The sequence below is a fragment of the Streptomyces sp. NPDC006711 genome (genome assembly GCF_042869775.1).
Taxonomy (GTDB): domain Bacteria; phylum Actinomycetota; class Actinomycetes; order Streptomycetales; family Streptomycetaceae; genus Streptomyces.
In genome coordinates this window covers 54,414-75,738 of the sequence record NZ_JBIAGO010000021.1, presented here as the reverse complement: position 1 = coordinate 75,738, position 21,325 = coordinate 54,414, and the positions used below count along the sequence as shown (strand labels likewise).

General features: G+C 69.4%; 23 protein-coding genes and 1 pseudogene. 15 read left to right on the top strand and 9 right to left on the bottom strand.

The features are described 5' to 3' along the window. Positions 1-145: 145 nt before the first annotated feature. From ACFYM2_RS30445 to ACFYM2_RS30435, 3 genes are all read left to right on the top strand, one after another. Positions 146-943, top strand: coding sequence for a class I SAM-dependent methyltransferase (locus ACFYM2_RS30445; RefSeq protein WP_359003039.1), 798 nt, complete (start codon positions 146-148; stop codon positions 941-943). 401 nt (positions 944-1,344) lie between these two features. Continuing rightward, on the top strand, positions 1,345-2,364 hold the full coding sequence (locus ACFYM2_RS30440) for an NlpC/P60 family protein (protein ID WP_359003071.1): 1,020 nt from the start codon (positions 1,345-1,347) through the stop codon (positions 2,362-2,364). 396 nt (positions 2,365-2,760) lie between these two features. Next, complete coding sequence (locus tag ACFYM2_RS30435; protein WP_359003037.1) at positions 2,761-3,993, top strand: SpoIIE family protein phosphatase; 1,233 nt, start codon at positions 2,761-2,763, stop codon at positions 3,991-3,993. 73 nt (positions 3,994-4,066) lie between these two features. On the opposite strand, the gene ACFYM2_RS30430 is transcribed toward ACFYM2_RS30435, so the two are convergent. The 3 genes from ACFYM2_RS30430 to ACFYM2_RS30420 form a co-directional block, all read right to left on the bottom strand. Next, entirely contained in the window at positions 4,067-4,411 is a 345-nt protein-coding gene (locus ACFYM2_RS30430) for a DUF2516 family protein (RefSeq protein ID WP_359003035.1), read from the bottom strand. 221 nt (positions 4,412-4,632) lie between these two features. Then, a complete protein-coding gene (locus ACFYM2_RS30425; RefSeq protein WP_388461035.1) occupies positions 4,633-5,307 on the bottom strand; it encodes a hypothetical protein in 675 nt (224 codons plus the stop codon). Positions 5,308-5,329: 22 nt separating this feature from the next. Beyond that, complete coding sequence (locus tag ACFYM2_RS30420; protein WP_359003031.1) at positions 5,330-5,743, bottom strand: helix-turn-helix transcriptional regulator; 414 nt, start codon at positions 5,741-5,743, stop codon at positions 5,330-5,332. Positions 5,744-6,070: 327 nt separating this feature from the next. On the opposite strand from ACFYM2_RS30420, the gene ACFYM2_RS30415 reads away from it, so the two are divergent. From ACFYM2_RS30415 to ACFYM2_RS30375, 9 genes are all read left to right on the top strand, one after another. Continuing rightward, positions 6,071-6,892, top strand: a complete 822-nt coding sequence (locus ACFYM2_RS30415; RefSeq protein ID WP_359003029.1) for a TnsA-like heteromeric transposase endonuclease subunit — start codon at positions 6,071-6,073, stop codon at positions 6,890-6,892. After that, the gene (locus ACFYM2_RS30410; RefSeq protein ID WP_388840708.1) at positions 6,823-8,031 is read left to right on the top strand and encodes a hypothetical protein; all 1,209 of its coding nucleotides are present in this window, start codon (positions 6,823-6,825) and stop codon (positions 8,029-8,031) included. Before ACFYM2_RS30415 ends, ACFYM2_RS30410 begins: the two co-directional genes overlap by 70 nt. After that, complete coding sequence (locus ACFYM2_RS30405; protein ID WP_388840705.1) at positions 8,031-8,708, top strand: Mu transposase C-terminal domain-containing protein; 678 nt, start codon at positions 8,031-8,033, stop codon at positions 8,706-8,708. Before ACFYM2_RS30410 ends, ACFYM2_RS30405 begins: the two co-directional genes overlap by 1 nt. A 137-nt stretch (positions 8,709-8,845) precedes the next feature. After that, positions 8,846-9,790: a TniB family NTP-binding protein gene (locus tag ACFYM2_RS30400; protein ID WP_359003023.1), complete on the top strand. Its 945-nt coding sequence runs from the start codon at positions 8,846-8,848 to the stop codon at positions 9,788-9,790. 631 nt (positions 9,791-10,421) lie between these two features. Then, positions 10,422-10,886: a DUF2199 domain-containing protein gene (locus ACFYM2_RS30395; RefSeq protein WP_359003069.1), complete on the top strand. Its 465-nt coding sequence runs from the start codon at positions 10,422-10,424 to the stop codon at positions 10,884-10,886. A gap of 33 nt (positions 10,887-10,919) precedes the next feature. Continuing rightward, a complete protein-coding gene (locus ACFYM2_RS30390) occupies positions 10,920-11,375 on the top strand; it encodes a DUF6228 family protein (protein WP_359003021.1) in 456 nt (151 codons plus the stop codon). A gap of 152 nt (positions 11,376-11,527) precedes the next feature. Beyond that, positions 11,528-11,845 (top strand): hypothetical protein, encoded by a 318-nt coding sequence (locus ACFYM2_RS30385; RefSeq protein ID WP_359003019.1) that lies wholly within the window; start codon positions 11,528-11,530, stop codon positions 11,843-11,845. A gap of 220 nt (positions 11,846-12,065) precedes the next feature. Beyond that, positions 12,066-13,547: an AAA family ATPase gene (locus ACFYM2_RS30380; protein ID WP_388840700.1), complete on the top strand. Its 1,482-nt coding sequence runs from the start codon at positions 12,066-12,068 to the stop codon at positions 13,545-13,547. Further along, positions 13,547-14,431 carry an HNH endonuclease gene (locus tag ACFYM2_RS30375; protein ID WP_388840697.1) on the top strand — a complete coding sequence of 295 codons (885 nt, stop codon included), beginning with the start codon at positions 13,547-13,549 and terminating at the stop codon, positions 14,429-14,431. The genes ACFYM2_RS30380 and ACFYM2_RS30375 overlap by 1 nt, the downstream gene beginning before the upstream one ends. 536 nt (positions 14,432-14,967) lie before the next feature. On the opposite strand, the gene ACFYM2_RS30370 is transcribed toward ACFYM2_RS30375, so the two are convergent. Then, on the bottom strand, positions 14,968-16,086 hold the full coding sequence (locus ACFYM2_RS30370; RefSeq protein WP_388840694.1) for an FAD-dependent oxidoreductase: 1,119 nt from the start codon (positions 16,084-16,086) through the stop codon (positions 14,968-14,970). A 53-nt stretch (positions 16,087-16,139) separates the two neighbouring features. On the opposite strand from ACFYM2_RS30370, the gene ACFYM2_RS30365 reads away from it, so the two are divergent. Continuing rightward, entirely contained in the window at positions 16,140-16,841 is a 702-nt protein-coding gene (locus tag ACFYM2_RS30365; protein WP_359003011.1) for a TetR/AcrR family transcriptional regulator, read from the top strand. A 122-nt stretch (positions 16,842-16,963) separates the two neighbouring features. Here the strand turns inward: ACFYM2_RS30365 and ACFYM2_RS30360 are convergent, their stop codons facing one another. From ACFYM2_RS30360 to ACFYM2_RS30350, 3 genes are all read right to left on the bottom strand, one after another. Further along, positions 16,964-17,467, bottom strand: a complete 504-nt coding sequence (locus ACFYM2_RS30360; RefSeq protein WP_388840689.1) for an NUDIX hydrolase — start codon at positions 17,465-17,467, stop codon at positions 16,964-16,966. Continuing rightward, on the bottom strand, positions 17,460-17,900 hold the full coding sequence (locus ACFYM2_RS30355; RefSeq protein WP_388840687.1) for a hypothetical protein: 441 nt from the start codon (positions 17,898-17,900) through the stop codon (positions 17,460-17,462). The genes ACFYM2_RS30360 and ACFYM2_RS30355 overlap by 8 nt, the downstream gene beginning before the upstream one ends. A 140-nt stretch (positions 17,901-18,040) precedes the next feature. Continuing rightward, positions 18,041-18,478, bottom strand: a complete 438-nt coding sequence (locus ACFYM2_RS30350) for a VOC family protein (protein WP_388840684.1) — start codon at positions 18,476-18,478, stop codon at positions 18,041-18,043. Positions 18,479-18,637: 159 nt separating this feature from the next. Between ACFYM2_RS30350 and ACFYM2_RS30345 the strand changes: the two genes are divergently transcribed. Next, positions 18,638-19,390: an N-acyl homoserine lactonase family protein gene (locus ACFYM2_RS30345; protein ID WP_388840681.1), complete on the top strand. Its 753-nt coding sequence runs from the start codon at positions 18,638-18,640 to the stop codon at positions 19,388-19,390. Positions 19,391-19,440: 50 nt separating this feature from the next. Here ACFYM2_RS30345 and ACFYM2_RS30340 read toward each other — a convergent pair. Continuing rightward, a pseudogene (locus tag ACFYM2_RS30340) lies at positions 19,441-19,863 on the bottom strand (TetR/AcrR family transcriptional regulator); the annotation flags it as partial. Between the two features lie 21 nt (positions 19,864-19,884). Between ACFYM2_RS30340 and ACFYM2_RS30335 the strand changes: the two are divergent. Beyond that, positions 19,885-20,295, top strand: a complete 411-nt coding sequence (locus ACFYM2_RS30335; RefSeq protein ID WP_388840678.1) for a hypothetical protein — start codon at positions 19,885-19,887, stop codon at positions 20,293-20,295. 28 nt (positions 20,296-20,323) lie between these two features. Here the strand turns inward: ACFYM2_RS30335 and ACFYM2_RS30330 are convergent, their stop codons facing one another. Next, a complete protein-coding gene (locus ACFYM2_RS30330; RefSeq protein WP_388840675.1) occupies positions 20,324-21,313 on the bottom strand; it encodes an Lrp/AsnC family transcriptional regulator in 990 nt (329 codons plus the stop codon). Positions 21,314-21,325 lie beyond the last annotated feature (12 nt).

Below are 21,325 nucleotides of genomic sequence, written 5' to 3'. Positions count from 1 at the left end.
ATCGGCGTCGGCTCTTTCATTTCCACTTTGCCAAAAAGTTGCCGGACACGCCGCGCGAGGTGGGGCGCCCCTACCGGCGACGTCCGGGCGAGGCCCCGCGTGCGGGGCGGAACGCCGGGGTCCGAGGGCCGCCTACTCTCGTCCTATGGCTCCACCCGCCCCACCCGCCAAGCGCCCCGTCGGCACCGTCACCCGTGGCACCACCAACCCGAACCGGCTGCGCCGCATGGACCGCTGGATCGCCGACGCGCACGGGGCGGCGCTGCGCCGCGCGGACGCTCCCGTCGCGGTCGACCTCGGGTACGGGGCCGCCCCCTGGACCGCGCTGGAACTGCTCCAGCGGCTGCGCGTGGCCGCGCCCGCCGTGTCGGTGGTCGGCATCGAGATCGAGCCCGCGCGGGTCGCCGCCGCCCAGCCGTACGAGCGCGAAGGCCTCACCTTCCGCCACGGCGGCTTCGAGGTGCCGCTGGCCGAACCGCCGGCGTTGATCCGCGCGGCGAACGTGCTGCGTCAGTACGACGAGGGCGAGGTGGCGGCCGTGTGGGCCCGGCTGTGCGCGCGGCTCGCGCCCGGCGGGCTGCTCGTGGAGGGCACGTGCGACGAGATCGGACGCCGTCACGTCTGGGTCGCGCTCGACCGCTCCGGCCCGCGCACGGTGACCTTCGCGACCCGGCTCGGCTCCCTGGTGCGCCCCTCCGACCTGGCCGAACGCCTGCCGAAGGCGCTGATCCACCGCAATGTGCCGGGCGAGCCGGTGCACGCGTTCCTGCGCGACTTCGACCGGGCGTGGGCGGCGGCCGCGCCGTACGCCGCGCTGGGCGCGCGCCAGCGGTGGATCACGTCCGTACGGGATCTGTCGGCCGACTGGCCGGTCGTGGACGGCGTACGGCGCTGGCGGCAGGGCGAGGTGACCGTGGACTGGGCGGCGCTCGCGCCCCGTTGAGGCCGCGCGGGGTTGCCCGCCGGGGTGCGGCTGTCTGCCGGTCTGACTGTCGGCCGGGGCCGGCCTGCCTGCCTATCCGTCCGTCCGCCGGGGCCGGTCTGTCGCCTGCCTGCCTGTCGATGACGTCGTACGGGTGAACTCCCGTGGCCGGCGGAACGCGTGGCGCGCGGTGTTCGTAGGACGGGTGAGGGCGCGGGGTGCGGGCAGCGAGTGGGTCCCTTCCCTGCCCTTGCGCCTCTGTCGTTTTGCGACGGGGCGTGGCAGCATCGCGCACGTCGGCGATATGTTACTGACGGTTAATCAGGTTCAGGGGTCCGGTGGGGGAACCGGGTGGTCTCAAGGGGGAGTTCTCAGTGCCGAAGCAGCGCCGTTTGGCAGCCGCGATCGCCTTGGTGTGCGCCATGACCGCGTGGGCCGCACCGGGGACGGCGTTCGCCGACCCGAAGCCGACGCCGTCGGCCACCGCGTCCGGCGCGGCGTCGGCGCCCGGGGCGCTGGAGGAGGTCAGCCGGCAGATAGACGACCTGTACCGGCAGGCGGCCGCGGCCACCGACGCGTACAACCTGGCCGTGGAGCAGACCGCGCAGCAGTCCGCGCGGATCGTCAAGCTGGCCCAGGAGATCGTGAAGGGCCAGGAGAAGATCAAGGCCCTCAAGGACCAGGCCGGCGCCACCGCGCGGATGCAGTACCGCAACGGCGGCCTGCCGCCGGGCGCGCAGCTGATGCTCAGCGGCAACCCCGACACCTTCCTCGACGCCGCCGGTTCCCTGCGCCAGGGCGAGCAGGCCGCCCAGGGCCTGATGTCCGAACTGACCAGGACGCAGGACGACTTGGCGGCGTACAGCAAGGACGCCACGGCCCAGTGGAAGGACCTGGAGGCCAACCGGGTCAAGAAGGAAGCCGCGAAGAAAGACATAACCGAGAAGATCGCGGCGGCCGAGAAGATCCAGGCCGACATGCAGGAGCAGGAGCGCCAGCGCCTGGCCGACCTTGAGGCGAAGAAGGCGTCGGACGCGCAGACGGCCTGGCTGAGCACGGGCGTCCTGAAGGACGTCGGCGGCACGGGGGCGAGCGAGCAGGGCACGAAGGCGGTGAAGTTCGCCACCGACCAGATCGGCAAGCGGTACGTGTGGGGCGCGGCCGGACCCGACACCTTCGACTGCTCGGGGCTGACCTCCCAGGCCTGGCTCGCCGCCGGCCACCCCATTCCGCGCACCTCGCAGGAGCAGTGGGCTCAGCTGCCCCACGTGGCCATCAAGGACATGCGCCCCGGCGACCTGGTCATCTACTTCGCCGACGCCACCCACGTGGGCATGTACATCGGAAACGGCGCGATCGTGCACGCCCCGCGTCCCGGCCGGACGGTGACGATCACGGGAGCGGGTTCGATGCCGATCCTGGGGGTGGTGCGACCGGGCTAGTGGGGGGCGCCCCGCTCCGGCGCACCCGCTCAGGCGTCCGGGTCCGCGTCCGACCGGGCGGCGCGAGTGGGTCCGCGAACCACCGGGCGGCCCGGGCGGGTCCGCGTCCGCCCGGGCAGCGCGGGCGGGTCCACGGCCGACCGGGCAGCGCGGGCGGGTCCGGGAGGGCAGGCGCGGACGTCCGTCGGGGCCCGGCCCCTACCGGCGGTACGGGCACCGCGCAACTTCCTGGGGCTCCGACAAATCAGGCATGTGGCATATGCCAGCCGGATCACCGTGATGAACCACCCATCGGCATTCCGCCGCGCGGGTGATGACGCTAGGGTCCCGGCTGGTGGGGCGCTGACCGGCGCTCCGCCGCGCCCTCGGGGGGAGGGAAGGAATCCGGAACCGACGATGCCCGCATCCCAGCACGTACCCGTACCGCACCAGCGAGCCGCCCCGGAGGCCCAGCCGGGCGGCGCCGACGGCCCGCTCAACCTGCTGGTCATCGAGGACGACCCGGCCGGCACGTTCACCGTCGACGAACTCCTCGACGAGGCCGGCACCCGGGTCCGCATCCGTACCGCCCGCAACCTCACCGAGGCCGAGCGGCTGCTCACCGACGACGTCCACTGCATCCTGCTCGACCTCGCGCTGCCCGGCCGCGACCCCGACGACGAGCTCGCGGCCCTGCGCCACGTGCTGCTCCTGGCCCCGCGCCACGCCGTCCTCGCCCTGACGCCGTCCACGCACGCGGAGCGCGCGGCGGAGGCGGTCCGGGTGGGCGCGCAGGACTACCTCTTCCGCGACGAGCTGGACGGCAGGCTGCTCAGCCGCGCCATCCGGTACGCGGTGGAGCGCAAGCGCGCGGACACGGCGCAGTACAAGCTGGCGGAGTCCCGGCTGCGCGCGCAGGAGAACGCCCGCCTCGAACGCGGTCTCCTGCCCACCCCGCTGCTCCAGGGCTCGGACCTGCGGTTCGCGGCCCGCTACCGCCCCGGCCGCTCCCGCGCGCTGCTCGGCGGCGACTTCTACGACACGGTGCGTACGCCCGACGGCACCGTCCACGCGATGATCGGCGACGTCTGCGGGCACGGCCCGGACGAGGCGGCGCTCGGGGTCGAACTGCGCATCGCCTGGCGGGCGTTGACCCTCGCGGGCCTGTGCGGCGACGAACTCCTTTCCACCCTGCAACAGGTACTTGAGCACGAGCGCGACAGCGAGGAGATCTTCGCGACGCTGTGCACGGTCGACATCTCGCCCGACGGCCGCAGCGCCGGCCTCTGCCTGGCCGGCCACCCCTCACCGCTGATCGTCCTCAATGGCCGCGCGCAGCTGCTCCCGTACGAGAACGGCGGCCCCGCGCTCGGCCTGCTGCCGCGCGCACGCTGGCCGCGCCGCCAGGTCGAACTCGGCCGGGAATGGGGCCTGTTGATGTACACCGACGGCCTGATCGAGGGCCGCACCGGCGATGGCAGCCAGCGGCTCGGGCAGGACGGCATGCTGGAGATGATCAACGCTCAGCTGGCGTCCGGGCTTCGGGGCGAGGCGCTGCTCGAAGCGGCGGTGACCCGGGCCCGCGAACTCAACGGCGGTGAACTGACGGACGACGTGGCGCTACTGCTCCTGGAACGCAAGCGGCCGTAGGGTCCCGCCTTAGGATCAGGCCGGACCGGGAAGCTGGGGGCGCGCTCGGAGCGCGCCGCCTGCCGATCCGATGTCAGCGCCGGCCGTTGTAGGGACCGTACGGCCCGTCGCTGCTGGAGCCGCCGCCGCGCCGGCCGCCCCGGCCGCCGCCGGAGACCTGCCGGATCGCGGGGCGTACGTCGACCATGAACACGATCGAGGCGACCAGGCCCGCGAGCTGGAGGAACAGATACGGCACGAACAGGTTCACCAGGACCGTGAGGCCGAGGATGATCAGCCAGAACGGCTTGGTCTGCTTGTCGGCGGCGCGGTAGGCGTCCTCACGGCCGAGGGCGGCGAAGACCAGCGCGACCACGGCGATGACGAACATCGCGAGATAGGCCAGCATCTGGAGAAAGCTGAATCCCGTGAGCAACATGCCGTGCACCGCCTAGTGAGTCCTGAGTCCTGGTCGTGAAGTCCGCGTGCTGAGCCGGGTGAGCGCGGGCGGGTGCCCGCGGCCAAGGTACTAGGACAACGGGGCGGACGCCGCGAAGGTGCCCGCCCCGTGCCCGCCGTCCGCCCCGAGGGGGGCGAAGGGATCATGCCCCGGATCGCGGGAAGATCACTCCGAGGCGCAATCCAAGGCCCACTTCGAGGTCATTCCCCGGCCTTGGGGGCGGCCTTCTTCACCGGGGTCTTGCGCGGGGCGGTCTTCTTGGCGACAGGCGTGTCGGCGCTGGGCGTGGTGTCGAAACCGGCGGGCGCGTTCCCGCCCTGGGCCACGAGCCGGTCGGCGACGGTGACGTCGTCCGCGCCCAGGGTGTCGTCCTTGGCCGGGGCCGCGCCGGCGGAGGTGTCGCTCTTGGCCGGGGTCTCGCTCGTGGGCTCGACGGCGCCGGCGATCTCGACGATCTCGTCGGCGGCCTCGCCGCGCCACTGCTTGACGACCTCCTGGCCGTGCTCGGCGACGGCGTCGTAGCCCTCGCGCGCCTTGACGGCGTACTCGGCGAGGACGCCGACCCCGCGCAGCGCCAGGTCCTGAGCGCTCTCACCCAGCTTCTTGAAGTCGCCGTCGATGGCGCCGATGAGGCCGCTGGCCCGGGTGGTGACGGCGGCCTGGACCTCCTTGACGCGAGCGGCGGCCTTCTCCTGCACGGCCTTGGGGTCGGTGCGGCGCACGGCCTCGATGCGCTCGGGCGCCTCGGACTGGATCTTCTCGATCAGGGCCGGAACCTTCTTGGCCTGCTGCCCAGCGAGGTCCGCCGTCCCGGCGAGGAAGTAGAGGGGGGTGGGGTCGGTGAGGGTCTTGCGCAGGTCATCGGTGATGGCCATGACTGTCCTCCCGGATCAGTGTTCAGTTGCTCGCTTGAGGGTGGTCGGCATCGCTGCCGTCGGCGGCGCTTTCGGTGTCCGTGCCGGCGTCGAGCCCGTTCTCCTTGCGGAAGGACTCGTAGATCTGGAGCAGAACCTGCTTCTGCCGCTCGTTGAGCGAGGGGTCCGCGAGGATGACGCTGCGCGTCCCCGCGGCCTCGGGAGACCGCTCGTCGAGGATGCCGGCCTGCACGTACAGCGTCTCGGCGGAGATCCGCAGCGCCTTGGCGAGCTGCTGCAAAATGTCCGCACTCGGCTTGCGCAGCCCGCGCTCGATCTGGCTCAGATACGGATTGGACACCCCGGCGGCATCGGCGAGCTGCCGCAACGACAGCTGCGCGGTGCGCCGCTGTTCGCGCAGGTATGCGCCGAGATTGCCGACGTTGAGCGATGCCATACCCCGAGAGTGCACCACCCCCGCTAACTTTTGCAAGCACCCGCTTGCAAAAGTGTGCGGCGCCACGTGGGGCATACACGCGTGCGGCCTGACGGGTCTCGCTGAAGGTGAGCCAGTCTCGGTCTATCTGGACCATCCGGTCGCTCGTCTCAGTCAACCTTGACCATCTGTCGATCTGTCTCGCTCTTCTTGGCCCACTGCCGCACGGGTCCCTACGGTCGTCGTATCGGGTGGGTGCCGAGCGGGGTGGCTGATGGCGGTGGAGGACTTCTGGCTGGAATACGTAGACGCCCGCGGTGAGCCGCACGGCGGGCCGCTTGAGGTGATGTGGCCGACCCGTTTCGAGGCAGTCGGGCAGGTACGCGGGTTCCCTTCGTACCGGGGCAGCGGAACTTCGCGGGCTATTGGGCTGCTACAGGTGGCGACCTGGTCGGCTATGAGTCGTGGGTGGAGCTCGGGCACCTGATGAGGCTGGACGCCGATCCGGATGTGGTGACGGTGGCCTCGCAGCCGTTCCGGCTGACATGGCGGAACGGCGACCCAGCCCGGCGGACCCGCCATACGCCGGACTACTTCGTACGCCGTCGGGACGGCACCGCTGTGGTGCTGGACGTACGTCCGGACGATCGGATCGAACCAGACGACGCGGCGAAGTTCGCGGCCACGGCCGCGGCCTGCTCCCAGGTTCGCTGGGGCTTCGAGCGGGTCGGGATACTCGATCCCGTGCTGGCGGCGAATCCGCGCTGGCTATCGGGCTACCGACACCCGCGGTTCGGCGCGAGCCGGTCGCCGATGCTCTGCAAGCGGTGTTTGGAGAGCCGCAGGGACTACTTACGGGGGCCCGGCAAGTCGGGGATCCAATCGCCACGCTGCCGGTGCTCTTCCACCTGTTGTGGCGCCGGGTGTTGGCCGCTGACTTGGGGGACGAGTTGCTGGCGGGGGCCACGCGCGTGCACCTCGTTCCTGCGGTGGCGAAGGAGGTGGGCGGGGATGCCGGCGCGTCCGCAGCTGCTGTCGCTGGGTGATCGGGTTCGCTACGACGGGCGCGAGCACACCGTAGCCGCCTTGCACGGCACTCGGTGCAGCTGGTGGATGACGCCTTGGCCGCCAGTGTGGTGCTGCGGGCCGAGTGGTGGCGAAGGCACCTGACCGAACTGCTTGCGGGCCGTCCAGACGTCGATGCGCGCACCCCGGTGAAGGCCGAGTACGACCCGGCCGTGAACTCCTTGCGGCAGCGGGAGCCGGCCAAGCTCGCCCAACTACGCGAAGCAGGCGAGGAGGTGGGGCTGAGCACGTTACGCAGGATGCGCTCTCGCTTCGAGCGCGAAGGGGTGGCGGGTTTGGTGGACCGTCGGCAGCGCAAACCCGCCACCGGCACGAGCCGGGCCGATCCGCGGGTGGTCGAGGCAATCGATAAAATCGTCAGCAGCCGGACCGACGAGCCGACCGTGTCCGCGCAGGTGCTGCGGCGCAAGGTCGAGCGCCTGCTGGCTGCCGAGCACGGCACGGGAGCGGTTCCGATGCCCTCCAGGGCGACGTTCTACCGCTTGTTGGAAGCAGTCTCGACCGGGCAACATCTGCTGGGCTCGGCCCGCACCCGACGCTCGCTCGGCAAACAGCCGAAGCGGATGTTCGGGCAGCTGACGACAGCGCGACCAGGTGAAGTGATGGAAATCGACTCCACGCCACTGGACGTAATGGTCGTCCACGACGACGGAACAGTGGACCGCTGCGAGTTGACGGGACTGGTAGATCTGGCGACGAGGACACTGGCTGCGGTGGTGCTGCGACCCTCGACGAAGGCGGTGGACGCCGCCCTGCTGCTGGCGCGGGCGATGAAGCCCGAGCTGGTGCGGCCGGGCTGGTCGGACGCGTTGCGCATGTCCCGGTCGGTGCTGCCCTACGCCTCGCTGCTGACGCTGGACGAACGGATGGCCAAGGCCGCCGCGAAGCCGGTGATCGTCCCGGAGATGGTGGTCAGTGACCGCGGGAAGGCGTTCATCTCGGACAACTTCCGTAATGCCTGTCGCCACTTGGAGATCTCGTTCCAGCCCGCGCATCCGGACACCCCGACCGACAAGCCGCATATTGAACGGACCTTGGGCTCCGTGGCAACGATGTCTGCCCAGGATCTGCTCCCGGCTACACCGGCCGTAGTGCCGAGATGCGAGGCAGGGATCCATCCGCACGAGCGGTTTGGTCCATCCACCAGCTCCAGGAACTGCTCCAGGAATGGGTCGTTTCGACGTGGCAGGTCAGGCCGCACGGCGGGCTGCGGGACCCGTTGATGCCGGATCGCCCGTTGAGTCCGAACGAGAAGTACGCCGCGCTGGTGGCGGCGGCCGGATACGTGCCGGTCGCACTGAGCCCGGAAGAGTACATCCAGCTCATGCCCCGCGAATGGAGGGTCATCGGTCCCGGAGGGGTGCGGATCAACAACCGTACTTACGATTCCCGCGACCTTGTCCCCTTTCGGCGCCAGCCCTCCGGGGCGGGTCCGGACGGGAGGCTGTGGGAGGTCCACTACGACCCTTATGACATCTCCTGCGTCTGGGTACGCAACCACCATGGCACGGGCTGGATCACCGCAACCTGGCGCCACCTACGCACTTCGCCCGTCCCCATGGGTGAACTGGTCTTCGACCGGGCCCGTCAGGTGCTGGCCGAACGTGAACGGCGCAAGCCGGACGAGGAAGCGGTCGCTGAGGCTGCGGTCGAGCTGCTTGACCGGGCCGCTGATGGTCACGGAGAACGCCCTGTCCGGCGGCGGAAAGGCTCGGGCCGAGCGGCCGAGCGGCGTGACCGCAAGGTCGTCGGCCGCACCCGTGCCACCAGCCAGCCGGCCTGGCCTTGTCCCGAGACGCCCGCCGCCTCCCAAGCGCTTCCGGCCGAACCAGCTCAGGTTTCCGATGCCGCCGAGGAGGGCGAGGAGTTGGCGAAAGTGGAGGCGAAAAGACGGTGGTGAGCCCCTCCGGAGATGATCGCTCTGGGGCCGACAAAGACGAACGTATGGAGCCGCCCACGACTCTCACTGGCTGGCAGCGGTTCGTGGAAAAGGACCCGCACCCCTTCGACGTGCTTCCCCGCCCTCGCTGGGAGTCGATGAACGACGAGGAACGCACCGACTACGACGAAGCTCGCACCGACTACCACTCAGAACTCCAAGTGGTACGCACGTCCACAGTCAAGGAAGTCGCTCACCAGGGACGCCTTCTGACTCTGCTCAACCGACGCGAGCACGGAGCTCGCCGCAACCTGATCATCTCCGGCGACCGCACCACGGGCAAGACCACTGCACTTCGAGAGCTCGGGCGCCTTCATGAACTGCGTGTTCGGCAGAGATCCGGCGAAGGCCAACGCATCCCGGTGGTCTATGTCACCGCACCGCCAAAAGGATCACCCCGGAAGCTCGCCTTGGAGTTTGCCCGCTTTCTCAACATTCCGACCATCACCCCACGCCACAACACCGCCGACATCACGCATTCCGTCTGTCAGGTGCTGACAGAGGCCCGCACGGACCTGGTGCTGGTCGACGAGATCCACCTCATGAGCCATCTCCGCGATCCTGGACGGCAGCGAAAGCATCACCCGGCGACAACTGCACGCCATCCACGTGGACCGCGCCAGCGAGAGCGCCTACCGGACATCCGCATGATCGGGGTCAAGGCCCCGACCGGGCGGGCACGGCCTCTGCCTCTGACCTCCCCGCCCTTTCCGAATGAGACTGTTCGGTCCTATGCCGCGCGGCTCGCGCTGCTCAACGGGGGTCCCCCGAAGCACGTGCTCCGCCGCTTCTACTCGGCGGAGAGGCCCCTGGACAGGCTGGACCTCCTCGCCGTTCGCAGCGGTCAGACACCGAAATCCCTGAGGAAGGCTCTGCCCGAACTGACCACCGCCGCAGTATGGCACCAGCCGGGCTACCCGTTGATCAACCGGACCTGGGCCTGCGACTTCTGCGCGGCCGCACATACCGGAAGGACCAGCAGGCGGATCGAGATCTGGGGGCTCAGAGACCTCAACCAGCTCTGCGTCAAGCACCGCCGGTGAACAGGCAGTGGCACCGCCTACGTCACAACAGATACCCCAGGATCCTGCCCGCCTACGAAGAATGCTCCAAGTTCTGGCGCGACCTGACCCGACACGGCTACGCAGTAGACCGCACGGAGCGCAGACTCCGCTTGATCCCTCCGGACGGGACCAGTCGGCACCGGCCATACCCATACGCCGAGGCCGCCGACTTCACCGACGTCGTCCAGGTCGCCGCTCTCTTCGCTTCCTTCTGCTGGCGAAAACAAGCCCTCGGAAGCCAGGGAGAGGTTCAGCGCTTCCGCCGAGAGTTCGACAGGCGACTACCCGCAGAGCGGAAGCTGAGGACAACCGCCATCCCACGGCTCCAAGAAGAGATCGTGCGGCTTGCCCAACGGGTCGACAAGGCCGTCCGCCACCATGAGGCCAGCCTCGACGGGCTCGTAACCGCCCACCCGCACGACCAGTTCCCTCCCCTTCTCATCCGACGGATCTTAAAGCGCTCCCCAGCACACGCACGGTGAACTGCCTCTGCCCTCACCGAGACGGAACCGACGTCAACTGCGTCGGAGCCGATCATTAGGCTCCGCTCATGACCAGCAACCCCGGATTCACCTGCTCGTGCTGCGGCAGCCACCACGCCGAGCTGCCGATGAACTACGCGGCCACCGCCCCGTACGTCTGGGAACCGAGCTTCGCAGACTCTGCGGACTGCCTTCTCTCATCGGATCAGTGCGTGATCCAGGCACAGCACTACTTCGTCAAGGGCCTGGTCGAGATACCGATCATCGGCAGCGACGGGGTGTTCTCCTGGGCCGCATGGGTCTCCCTCAGCCGGGACAACTTCTCCCGATCCGCAGATCTTTGGGACACCACGGGACGTGAAACCGAGGAGCCGTACTTCGGGTGGCTGTCCACCGACCTCTTCCTCTACTCGCCCAGCACCATCAACTTGAAGACCCGCGTCCACACCCGTCCCATCGGACAGCGTCCCTTCATCGAGCTGGAGCCGACCGACCACCCTCTCGCAGTCGAACAGCGGACCGGCATCACTATGGAGCGCGTCCGTGCGATCGCCGAAGCCGTTCTCCACCCCACCGACAGCGAATCCAAGTGACGTCGAACGAGCGGCTGACCTAGTGTTCCGCCCATGACCACACCAGACGTCGGCACTGACGATGAGGCCAGCGTGTCCATCCGCTGCCAGGACAACGCCTCCGTCAGCGTGACGTTCTGCGACCGGTTCAGCTTCGACGCCGACTCCGTGCACTATGCCGTCGAACTGCGCGCTCCCGGACTGACCGCTCGCGTCGACGAGGTCGTCGCCTGGATCTGGGACAGCGACCTCACCGCGTTTCTGGAAGAGCTCGCCACCGACTACCAGGGGTGGGACGGCGAACGGAGCTGGCATGCCAACGACCGCGACCTGACGGTGTCGGCGGCCTTCCGGTCCGGCGGCTACGTCGGGCTGACCTGGGCCTTGCGGCCGTGGACGCAGGCCGCAGGCGGCTGGGGCGCCTCGGTGACCACCTGGCTGGAGGCCGGCGAGCAGATGACTTCCCTCGCCGGCGATGTCCGGGCCTTCCTCGCCGAGGAGAACCAGTGACATCCCATATGCGCATCACCTGGACGGTCGCAGGATCCGGGTGGGCCGACTGCACCCTTGAAGATCGCCAGGTAAAAGTCGAGTTCACCGCGTCCTAGATCACCAATGCGCCCGAGGAGCTCCTGACCGCGGTGGGCCGGCTCGTCGCCGGCGTGACAGAGGCCTGCGCCCTGTTCGAGGCCGAGCCGACTGCCTACCGGTGGATCTTCTACCGCGAAGGCGAGGACATCTGGATCCGCGTGCTGGAACTACGCGACGGCAGCGATCACGACAACAGGGGAACCGAAATCTGGTCCAGCCAGCTCGGCACCGACCAGCTCGCCCGCACCGTGATCCGCTGCTTCGACGAGGTCGCGCAGACTTACGGCGAGAGCGGCTATCGAGGCAAGTGGGGGAAACACTTCCCACGAACCGAGCTCGAAGCCCTCAGACGCCTCTGGCACGCCCACCACCGCAGCGACAACACATAGCCGCACCGGCCCGCGACAAAGCAACGGCGGCCCTACTCCAGACTCCCAGCGTCGCACTCCAGCCGGGCCGCTGAGTTCGCGACGTCCGCCCCCGCACGTCCATGCGCGCCGCCGCCTAAGATCGCACATCACGACGGAGCACAGTAAGCGGGAGAGGGCCAGGAAAACCGTGCGATTCGGCGTAATTTATGACGACCATCGCTTGGCCGAAGGTGGCGCCATGGCGGAGGATCTTTTCGATGCCCTCCTCGTCCACGACACCTGGGACGACGACGGGTACCGCACCATGTTCACGTTGCGTGTTCTTACCAGGGAGGGCTGGGTCGAGGTCGGCACCGTGAAGATCGGCCATGTGGCGACGGACGACGAGGATTTTGGCAACTACCTACTCCCGGAGCGCTTCAGCCGCCTGGACGGCTCACGCTATTTCTCGGTGGGTCAGGATGAAAACTATTACTACAGGCTGAGCGAGATACCCAGCGCTGTCCGGGAGGAAGTGCTCACCGCGCTCCGGGACATCGCCTACGACGAGGACTCCTTCCTCCTCGCACGGAATCAGAATGTGACCCGTACTTCGCTACTCCGCTTCGTCAAGATGTCGACCGTGCGCGGGCAACTGCGGCGCATCGCACGTGGTGGAGCGCGCCGGGTGAGTTTCAATATCGCCTACGAGCCGCCGCTGCCATCGGCGATGGCTTCCGTGCGGTTCGAATTCAAGGTCGAACCAGGCTCCCGGCCGGCCAGCAACGTGCACGCCCTGACCGGACGGAACGGCGTGGGGAAGTCATATGTGCTTTCCCACTTGGCCCGCGCCGTCGCTGCGGTTGAGCCGCAGGCACATGAGCTCGGGCGGATCATCGAGTACGGCCGCGAGGGCCGATCCTTCAACAACCTGGTGACTGTCTCGTTCAGCGCCTTTGACGACTTCCCGCTCGTCGAGGGCGACGAAATGTTCATCGCTTCCTACGTGGGCCTGCGTGTTCAGGGTTCACGATCCCCAAGGTTCAAGACCCCTGGCGGGCTCAGGAAGGACTTCGCGCAGGCCATGAAGGCATGTCTGACGCGCGAGCGCAGCCCACAATGGATCAGGGCATTGCGCACCCTCGACTATCCCGGGAGCGGACTCCTGGAGGAGGGATGGCTGGAGAACTTCGAGAACACCGCAAGCCTGAACAGCCGCGAGAATAAGGCCCGGCAGCTCTTCCGCCGTCTCAGCGCCGGCCACCGGCTCGTTCTGCTCACCATGACCCGGCTCATCGAGCACGTGAGCGAGCGGACCCTCGTCATCATCGATGAGCCGGAAACCCACCTCCATCCGCCCCTGCTGTCCGCGTTCATGCGGGCGCTGTCCGATCTGCTCGCCGAGCGCAACGGGCTGGCCATCGTCGCCACACACTCTCCGGTTGTACTCCAAGAGATTCCTGCCCACTGCGTCTGGAAGCTCTGGCGCTACGGCGGGCAACTCGGCGCCGCGCAGCCCCGCATCGAAACGTACGGCGAGAACGTCGGCGTGCTGACTCACGAGGTCTTCGGTCTGGAACTCACCGAAGCCGGCTTTCTGCACGAACTACGACGTCTAGTCGACGTCGGCTACTCCTACGACGCTGTCCTGGAACACTTCAGTGGACGGCTCGGCAGCGAGGCACAGTTGGTGCTCAGCGCCTTGCTCGGCCAGCGCGACGACGTGGAGGGACACGGCTGATGCAGCACATAGATCCTCCGACCTTCGACGCACGCGACGTCTACACCACCTGCATCGCCAACGCCCGCCCAAATAACCGAAAACGTCTGGAATCGTTCACCGACGCGGTGGCCGATGCAGCAAGCGCGTACGAGGCAGCCGCTCAGGGCCAGGCTCTTCACACCCTCACCGGCCTCGCCGCCACGCCTGGCACCCGTCGCGACCGCAAGGCACTGGAGGGGGTTTACACCGACCGGTTGGCCAAGGACCGTGCTCCGGGCCGCCGCATCTACGAGGCGCTCAAAGGTACGACCGACCAAGAAGGCCGTCGACGGGATAACCGGTGTCCCCTGTGCGGGGAGGGCCTGGTAACCACGCTCGATCACCACCTACCCAAGAACACGTACCCACTGCTCAGCGTGGTGCCGGTTAACCTCATCCCGGCTTGCCGCGACTGCAACACCGGCAAGCGCGCGACAGTCCCCGTCAATGCGGGTGACCAGACCCTGCACCCCTACTTCGACGACTTCTCCCACCACCCCTGGCTTCGAGCTCGTCTCAGGAGGCCACGCGGCAATGAGCAGCCGTCGATGAAGTTCTTCGTTTCCCCCCACCCTGATTGGAGCGACACACTCACAGAACGCCTCCAGAAACACCTGAAGGTATTCGACTTGGACTACCGGTACAGCCTTCTGGTGAGTAGCCACATCGCATCCACCAACCACGACCTCACGATGATGCCCACCAACTCCGTCGCCCCCTGGCTTGAGCACAAGGCCGAGGGCTGGCGCTACCGGGGAAACCCCAACACGATGGGCTATGCCCTGTTCAAGGCCCTGGCGGCCGACAAGTGGTATGTCAACGGCGGCTGGCGCGGCTCAAGTCCGGAGACAGACCTCGACTAATCCCCGACAGCCATTCTCCGAGAAGGCCGATTTGAGGACACGCCACGACTTCGGAGAAGAGGGTGCAACAGCTCACTCGGGCTGGACGTGACGCCGCAATCAGTCCGCCGCGGGACCGATCGATGGCGTGGTCATCGGGTTCGCCGACCGGGCCCCCTTCTGCGGCCCCCGGCCAAGCGCAGAGCCGACGGGCTTGTCGTCGGCTCTCTCTCGTGTCGTGGTGTGGGCGCACCAGACGCGGCACGACTCCGCTCGACGGTAGAGCGACTGGGTTCGATGTCAACGGACAGCTGCTCAGGTTGAGTGAGACAGGCCAGCCATTGCCGTCTCACTCAACCTGAGCCACCCCAGGTCACCGCCTCACGGTGGCCCACTTCCATTGAGACGGGACACGGCCCACGTTGGACGTGCGGCCGTCCGTTCCCTGTCCATGTGCGGTTCCCGCCGCGTCCGCAGTGTGAAGGGATCGCGGCGGCGCCATGCTGCCCCGTGAAGCCGTGGCGAGCTGTCAGTGCTGGCGTTCTCGCGCTTGGCGGTCAGGATGGCTGGACTTGGTCGAAGAGGGCGAGGGCTTCGGCGGGATCCGGGCTGACGAGGCGTTCCAGACCGGCCGTCGTGATCTTCGCCCACCTGCCGGCCCGTGCCCACATCCGTTCCTCGAAGGCGCGGACGGCATCGTCCAGACCTTCAGGGCCGGTGGCGATGGACTCGGCGAGTTCGGCGCCTTCCAGCATCGCGAGGTTCGCGCCCGCCCCCAAGGGGGGCATCAGATGGGCGGCGTCGCCCAGGAGCGTCACCCCGGGGACGTGGGCCCAGGTGTGGGACACGGGCAGGACGTAGAGGGGGCGGTGTACGAAAGCGGTGCCGTGGCGGAGGAGGTCGAGGACGGGAGCGGCCCAGCCGTCGAACAGAGCCAGCAGGCTCGATCGCACGGCCTCGACGTCGGCCAGGTCCAGGTTCGCGTGCCAGTCCAGCGGCGCGCGGAACTTGGCGTACACCTTGACGTGGCCGCCGCTGTTGCGCTGGGCGACGAGGGCTCGGTTCACGCCGTACACGGCCATGGAACCGTCGCCGATGAGCCGGGCGAGGTCGGGGTGGCGGGTGTCGACGTCATCCAGCGATGTCTCGACATGGGTGACGCCGGTGTAGTGCGGGGTCGCCGACGAGACCGCTGAGCGGATCCGGGACCAGGCGCCGTCAGCGCCGATCACGAGGTCGTACGTCTCCCGCCGCCCGTCCGCGAAATGGACCACTACGCCACCCCGGGTCCCCGGCACCACCTGCGTCACGCCCCGGCCCCACTGAACGTCGAGAGGGCCGAGCAGCAGGTCGCGCAGTTGTCCGCGGTCGATCTCGGGATTGGCCCGGTCCTCTGGACGGGGTTGCCAGTCGCGCAGGACCGTCCCGGCCGTGTCCAGGATGCGCATGGCCTGCCCCTCGGGGCGGGACAGCGCCTGGAACTCCGCCAGCAGCCCCGCCTTGTCCAGCGCGAGCTGGCCCAGCCCTTCGTGCAGGTCCAGCGTGCCGCCCGAGGGGCGCGCGTCGGGGGCGGGATCGCGTTCGAGGACGGTGACTGGGTGGTCATGGCGGTGAAGGACGCGGGCGAAGGTAAGGCCGGCAGGACCGCTCCCGACCACTGCGATGCGGTGTCTCATGCCGATACACTGTATTGCTCCTATACAGCGCATCGCAACGGTACGGTGTGAGCATGACTGTCTGGGACCGGCCGGAGCCGCCGACTCGCCCCTTGCCGCTCGACCGAGAGCGGATCGTCGCCGCCGCCATCGCACTGGCCGACGAGGGCGGGCTGGAGGCGGTGTCGTTGCGCAAGGTCGCGGCCCGCCTGGACGCCGGTCCGATGCGGCTGTACCGGCACATCTCCACCAAAGAGGAGCTGTTCGACCTCATGGTGGACGAGGTCCAGGCCGAAATTCTTCCCGCGGAACAGCCCGGGCAGCCCGGTGACTGGCGGGAGGCGCTACGCGCTCTCGCTCAAGGCACCAGGCAGTGCGCTCTCCGTCACGAATGGCTGGCCGACCTGCTCGGCGGCCGCCCGGCCCTGGGACCGAACGGCCTCGCCGTGACCGAGGCCACGCTGGCCGCCCTCGACGGTCTCACCGATGTCGACACCGTCATGCGTGCCGTGGAGACCGTGAGCGCCTACTTCATTGGCGCGATCAGGCGCGAGATCGCGAACCTGCGGGCCGAGCGCGCCACGGGCTTGTCCAAGCACGACTGGCAGCGCGCCCACGGCCCGCATGTGACGAGAATGCTGGCCACAGGCCGCTTCCCGGCGCTGGCCAAGGCCGTGCACGACGGCACGGACGTGGACGCCCAGACATCCTTCGCAACCGGCCTGGACTGGGTTCTCGACGCCGTGGCCGCCAAACTCACCCCGCCGTCGGCATGACGCTCAGCCCTGACCGGTGGTGAGCGAGGAGATCGCGCCGGACTGTGTAGTCACCCGAACGAGGGGCGATGACCCGTGGCGGCGACGCGGCGAGGTCCAGGGGGCCAGGGGGGCCAGGGCGATCAGAAGGTTCCCCGCTCCACGGACGAAAAGTAGTGACTCAGCACGTCGCGGGTGTCCGGAGTGAACACGTTCTCCCGCATCGATCCGCGGAGCTCCGTCTCCGACAGCCAGCCGTGCCACATCACTTCGTCGGGGTCAGGGCGCAGCGGGCCCGACAGGACGGCCTCGTGCACGGCGAGCCAATGGGGGCTGATTCCAGTGCGGTTGAGGAACTTCACGATGAAGCGGACCGGCATACGAACACCCAGTTCCTCGGCCAGTTCGCGCGATGCGGCTTCCTCATAGGACTCCCCCGGGACGACGGCGCCACCCGGCGCCACCTCGTAGTGCCCGGGGAACCGATCCACGTGCTCGGCGCGACGGTGCACGAGGATCCTGCCTTGCCGGTCGCGGCATACCGTCACGGCGATCCGGTGCGGCCAGCCACGGCGAACGGCCTCGCGCCGGGCAACCACCGCCAAGACCCGGTCCTGCTCGTCCACCCGCTCGACCAGCTCACCCACGCGTCCCACCCAGGTCCGCAGCGGCACGGTCGCCGGCACCCGTCTGCTGTTGATCGAGCTTCTTCAGGACCCGGTCGCGGAGCAGGGCGTACTCCTCACGGAGCCTGCGCCACTCGGTCACGGGCGGGCGGGGGACCACGACACCGCCCGTGACGGTCTCCTCAGGGCCGAACTGCTCACGCGTGAGATCGACCTCGATGCCCCCGCCCAACCGGTTCCACCAGTGGAAGTCCACACGCTCTCCGTCGACGTGGACCTCCCCACGGATCAACTCACCCCCCAGCAGGTCATGGACCACCATCGCGGTCACTCCGCACTGGTCCCGGGCCGGGTTGTCCTCGGTCCAGCGCGATCGGAACTCGGGCGTGCATGTCTCGGCACACCAGCTGCCGCGCACGGCTCGCTCGATGTCGGAAAGAAGCAAGGGCGTCATGCCCGTGATCCTGCCCCGCCCCACTGACAACGGCCTGCGGCACCGGGCGAGTTGGCATCCGGGCCGCCGGCCGCCGCCCGCGACGCCGACACCCTGCGCGCGACCAGTCGGTCTGCCCCGTCCTGCCCGCACCCCGTCCGTCAGAGCACGCAGAACTCATTGCCTTCCGGGTCCGCCATCACGACGTGATCCGGCCTGCCCTGCAACTCGTCCTCGCGGATCACGGTCCCACCCGCGGCGGTCAGCCGCACCACCGCCTCGGCCACGCGCGGCCAGCGCACCTCCCACGGAGTCTCACGGCCGCCGCCGACACGCACATCGACATGCAGCCGATTCTTCCCACGTTTCGGCTCCGGCACCTTCAGAAAGGACACCGTGGGGCCTACGCCGTCCGGATCCGAGAGGTACGCCCCGTCGTCCCACTCGTCCTCCGGAACCCCATGGTCCGCGAACCACTCCTCCCAGCTCCCGAACCCCGGCGGCACGGGCCTCGCCACGTAGCCCAACGCCAGAGCCCAGAACGCGGCCAGCCTCGCCGGGTGCGCGCAGTCGATCGTCAAGCTCCACTCGGTCGCCATGAGCCCTCCCCAGTCGGAGGACCGGACTGTAGCGCGTACCTACGACAACCCCTGCCCGTTGCGTCACGCGGGCCCCGCGGCCCCCACGGGAGCACCCGGCGGTTCCGCTGTCGGCGGACCCGCTGGCTGCCGCCGTCGTGGCCCGGCCAGGATGGCCGTATGGGGAAGCACATGGCGGTGCGCCGACTGGATCTGGGGTACTTCGTCCGACCCGCAGCGGAGACAGGAGGGACCCAACCCAGGGTCGAACCCGCTCTTGCCTACCTGGTGCGGCACCCCGACGGGCTCATCCTCTTCGACACCGGTATCGGTGCAGGGGACCCCGAAACCGAAGCGCACTACCGGCCCCGGCGCCGCGCGTTGCAGGACGTCCTGTCCGCGTCCGGGGTCGCGCTCGACGACATCTCCCTGGTCGTGAACTGCCATCTGCACTTCGACCACTGCGGCGGTAACCCCCTCCTGGGCGGTGCGCCCATCGTGGTTCAGGACGTCGAGCTGGCCGCGGCCCGTCGGGGCGATTACACCTTCGCCGAGCTGGTCGACTTCCCCGGCGCGACCTACGAGGAGATCGCCGGCGAGACCGAGATCCGGCCAGAGGTCTGGATCATTCCGACGCCCGGGCACACTCCGGGGCACCAGTCGCTGGTCCTGCGGCAGGGCGACGGCACCGTGGTCCTGGCCGGCCAGGCGCACGACTTCGCCTCGGACTTCGCGTCCGAGCACCTGGCCCACCACGCGGCCCTGCACGGCGTGGAGCAACCGCTTCCGCCCTATCGGCACTGGCTGAACCGGCTCTGCGACTTCGACCCGCGCCGTGTGCTCTTCGCCCACGACTGCTCCGTCTGGGAACCGCCGCGCGACATCCCCAGCCGGCACACCCCCACCAGGACGAAGCCCACCGGGGCGCCCTGAGCCCGGGCCACGGGATTGTCACGTCGGCACGTCGGCACGTCGGCACGTCGTCATGGAGCGTCCGTACTCACGTCCGCGCCCGGGTCAACGTCCGCGTCCGCATCCGTGCGGGTCAGGCCCGATGCCAACGCGCGGGCCGCGGTCGCGAAGAAGTGTTCGTCGGCGCCGGGGGCCAGGCCCAGCGGGATGCCCTGGCCCAGGCCCACGAACAGGGCTCTGAGGGCGGTTGCCAGGCGTTGGGCCTGAGGTCGCGTCACCACGGTGCCGTTGTGCGCTCGCCCCGTGAACAGCGCGACCAGGTGCTCCTCCTGCCCCCGGACGGACGTGGCGAGGCGGGCTCCGAGGTCCGGGTCGTGCAGTGCCATGTCGAGCAGCGTGATCTGGAGCGACAGATGGGGCAGCGCGTCCGGGGCGTCGCAGGTGCGGCGGTAATGGCGGGCGAAGGCGTCGGCCGCCCTGGAGAGACGCAGGCCGATGCTCAGGGAGGGGTGCTCATGACGCGGGCCGTGGTGCCTACGGCGGCACGCTGGACACTGGCCGGGATTGTCGGTGACGGCGTCTTCAAAGTGGTGCTGGCCGCTGTCTACCTCGCCGGCGCGGCCCCGCTCGGCCGTCTGCTGGGGGTGTCCGGCTGGCTGATGGCCGTCTCCGGGGTCGCCCTGCTGGCGTGTGGCGGCATCGAGATCCGCCGTGTGCGCGACCGGTCCGCGCGCACCTGCCTGCGGCTCATGGCCGCCTACGACATCGGCTGGGTCGTGACCGCCGCCGTCGGATTCCTGCTGGCCCGGCGGGGCAGCGGTGTTGGAGGCGAGGTGTGGGTCGGGTACCAGGCGGCCGCCGCCGTGGCCTTCGCCGGGCTGCTGCTCGCCGCCGCCCCCACGCCGCCGCCGCCCACACCCCGCTGATCCGTCCCCGCCCCGTCGGCCGCACCCCCTAGCCGTACGCCCCCGACCCCCGCCCCCACCGGCTCCCCGCCTGCTTGACCGTTCTGATCACCGGGGCCGATTCCAGGTGGGTGATGGAGGGGAGGGCGGACACCCGGGTGGTCAGGTAGCGGTACAGGGCGCGTTGGTCCGCGCAGACCACGCTCGCGTACAGGTTGGCCGGGCCCGTCGTGGCGGCAGCGAAGGCCACTTCCGGGTGGCCGGCCAGGGCGTGGCCCGCCTCCTCCAGGTGGGCCGGGGCGACCGAGAGCCACAGCAAAGTCCTGGTGCGTACGCCGAACATGCGCCAGTCCACGTCGATGTCGAGGTAGAGCACCCCGTGCGCGCGCAGTTGCGCCACCCGGCGCCGGACCGTCGTCGGCGACCAGCCGGTCGCGCCGGCCAGCTCCTCGTACCCGGCCCGGCCGTCGGCGGCGAGCACGGCGATCAGCGCGCGGTCGGCGTCGTCGAGCCGGATCCGTCCCGCCGCACGCGGCGCTCGCGGCGGACGCAACCGCTCCGCCTCCTCCTCGTCCAGTGATCCGAGCTTTCCGACCACGTTGTCCGGGCCGCCGTAGAACGCGTGCAGCACCGAGTGCGCGGTCACGCCCTCCACACGCGGGGTGCCCGGGAGTTTCGCGAGCAGCAGCGCCTCGCTGTCCGCCTCGCTCTCGGTACGGACCGCGCACGTGACCTCGGTGCCGCCCGAACTCAGGCTCACCCAGGACGTGTCGGCCCGCCGGGCCAGCGCCTCGGCGACCGGCACGGACGCCGCCGGCGCGCACCGCACCCTCAGCAGCCACACATCGGCGCCCAGCGCGGTCGCGTCGACCCCGCCGAGCACCCGTACCGCCCCGGTCGACCGCAGCCGGGCGTAGCGGCGGGCGACCGTACGGTCCGACACCCCCAGTACGGCGGCGATGGCGCTGAACGGGGCGCGGCCGTCGATTTGCAGGGCGTGTACGAGCCGCCGGTCCAGGTCGTCAAAGTCGGATTCCACTGGGCCGAGGCT

Bases quoted from the DNA above. Each gene is read 5' to 3' on its own strand.
- ACFYM2_RS30445 (WP_359003039.1), top strand. From the start codon at position 146: ATGGCTCCACCCGCCCCACCCGCCAAGCGCCCCGTCGGCACCGTCACC.
- ACFYM2_RS30440 (WP_359003071.1), top strand. From the start codon at position 1,345: ATGACCGCGTGGGCCGCACCGGGGACGGCGTTCGCCGACCCGAAGCCG.
- ACFYM2_RS30435 (WP_359003037.1), top strand. From the start codon at position 2,761: ATGCCCGCATCCCAGCACGTACCCGTACCGCACCAGCGAGCCGCCCCG.
- ACFYM2_RS30430 (WP_359003035.1), bottom strand. From the start codon at position 4,411: ATGTTGCTCACGGGATTCAGCTTTCTCCAGATGCTGGCCTATCTCGCG.
- ACFYM2_RS30425 (WP_388461035.1), bottom strand. From the start codon at position 5,307: ATGGCCATCACCGATGACCTGCGCAAGACCCTCACCGACCCCACCCCC.
- ACFYM2_RS30420 (WP_359003031.1), bottom strand. From the start codon at position 5,743: ATGGCATCGCTCAACGTCGGCAATCTCGGCGCATACCTGCGCGAACAG.
- ACFYM2_RS30405 (WP_388840705.1), top strand. From the start codon at position 8,031: ATGCCGGATCGCCCGTTGAGTCCGAACGAGAAGTACGCCGCGCTGGTG.
- ACFYM2_RS30400 (WP_359003023.1), top strand. From the start codon at position 8,846: ATGAACGACGAGGAACGCACCGACTACGACGAAGCTCGCACCGACTAC.
- ACFYM2_RS30395 (WP_359003069.1), top strand. From the start codon at position 10,422: ATGAACTACGCGGCCACCGCCCCGTACGTCTGGGAACCGAGCTTCGCA.
- ACFYM2_RS30390 (WP_359003021.1), top strand. From the start codon at position 10,920: ATGACCACACCAGACGTCGGCACTGACGATGAGGCCAGCGTGTCCATC.
- ACFYM2_RS30380 (WP_388840700.1), top strand. From the start codon at position 12,066: ATGGCGGAGGATCTTTTCGATGCCCTCCTCGTCCACGACACCTGGGAC.
- ACFYM2_RS30375 (WP_388840697.1), top strand. From the start codon at position 13,547: ATGCAGCACATAGATCCTCCGACCTTCGACGCACGCGACGTCTACACC.
- ACFYM2_RS30370 (WP_388840694.1), bottom strand. From the start codon at position 16,086: ATGAGACACCGCATCGCAGTGGTCGGGAGCGGTCCTGCCGGCCTTACC.
- ACFYM2_RS30365 (WP_359003011.1), top strand. From the start codon at position 16,140: ATGACTGTCTGGGACCGGCCGGAGCCGCCGACTCGCCCCTTGCCGCTC.
- ACFYM2_RS30355 (WP_388840687.1), bottom strand. From the start codon at position 17,900: ATGACGCCCTTGCTTCTTTCCGACATCGAGCGAGCCGTGCGCGGCAGC.
- ACFYM2_RS30350 (WP_388840684.1), bottom strand. From the start codon at position 18,478: ATGGCGACCGAGTGGAGCTTGACGATCGACTGCGCGCACCCGGCGAGG.
- ACFYM2_RS30345 (WP_388840681.1), top strand. From the start codon at position 18,638: ATGGGGAAGCACATGGCGGTGCGCCGACTGGATCTGGGGTACTTCGTC.
- ACFYM2_RS30335 (WP_388840678.1), top strand. From the start codon at position 19,885: ATGACGCGGGCCGTGGTGCCTACGGCGGCACGCTGGACACTGGCCGGG.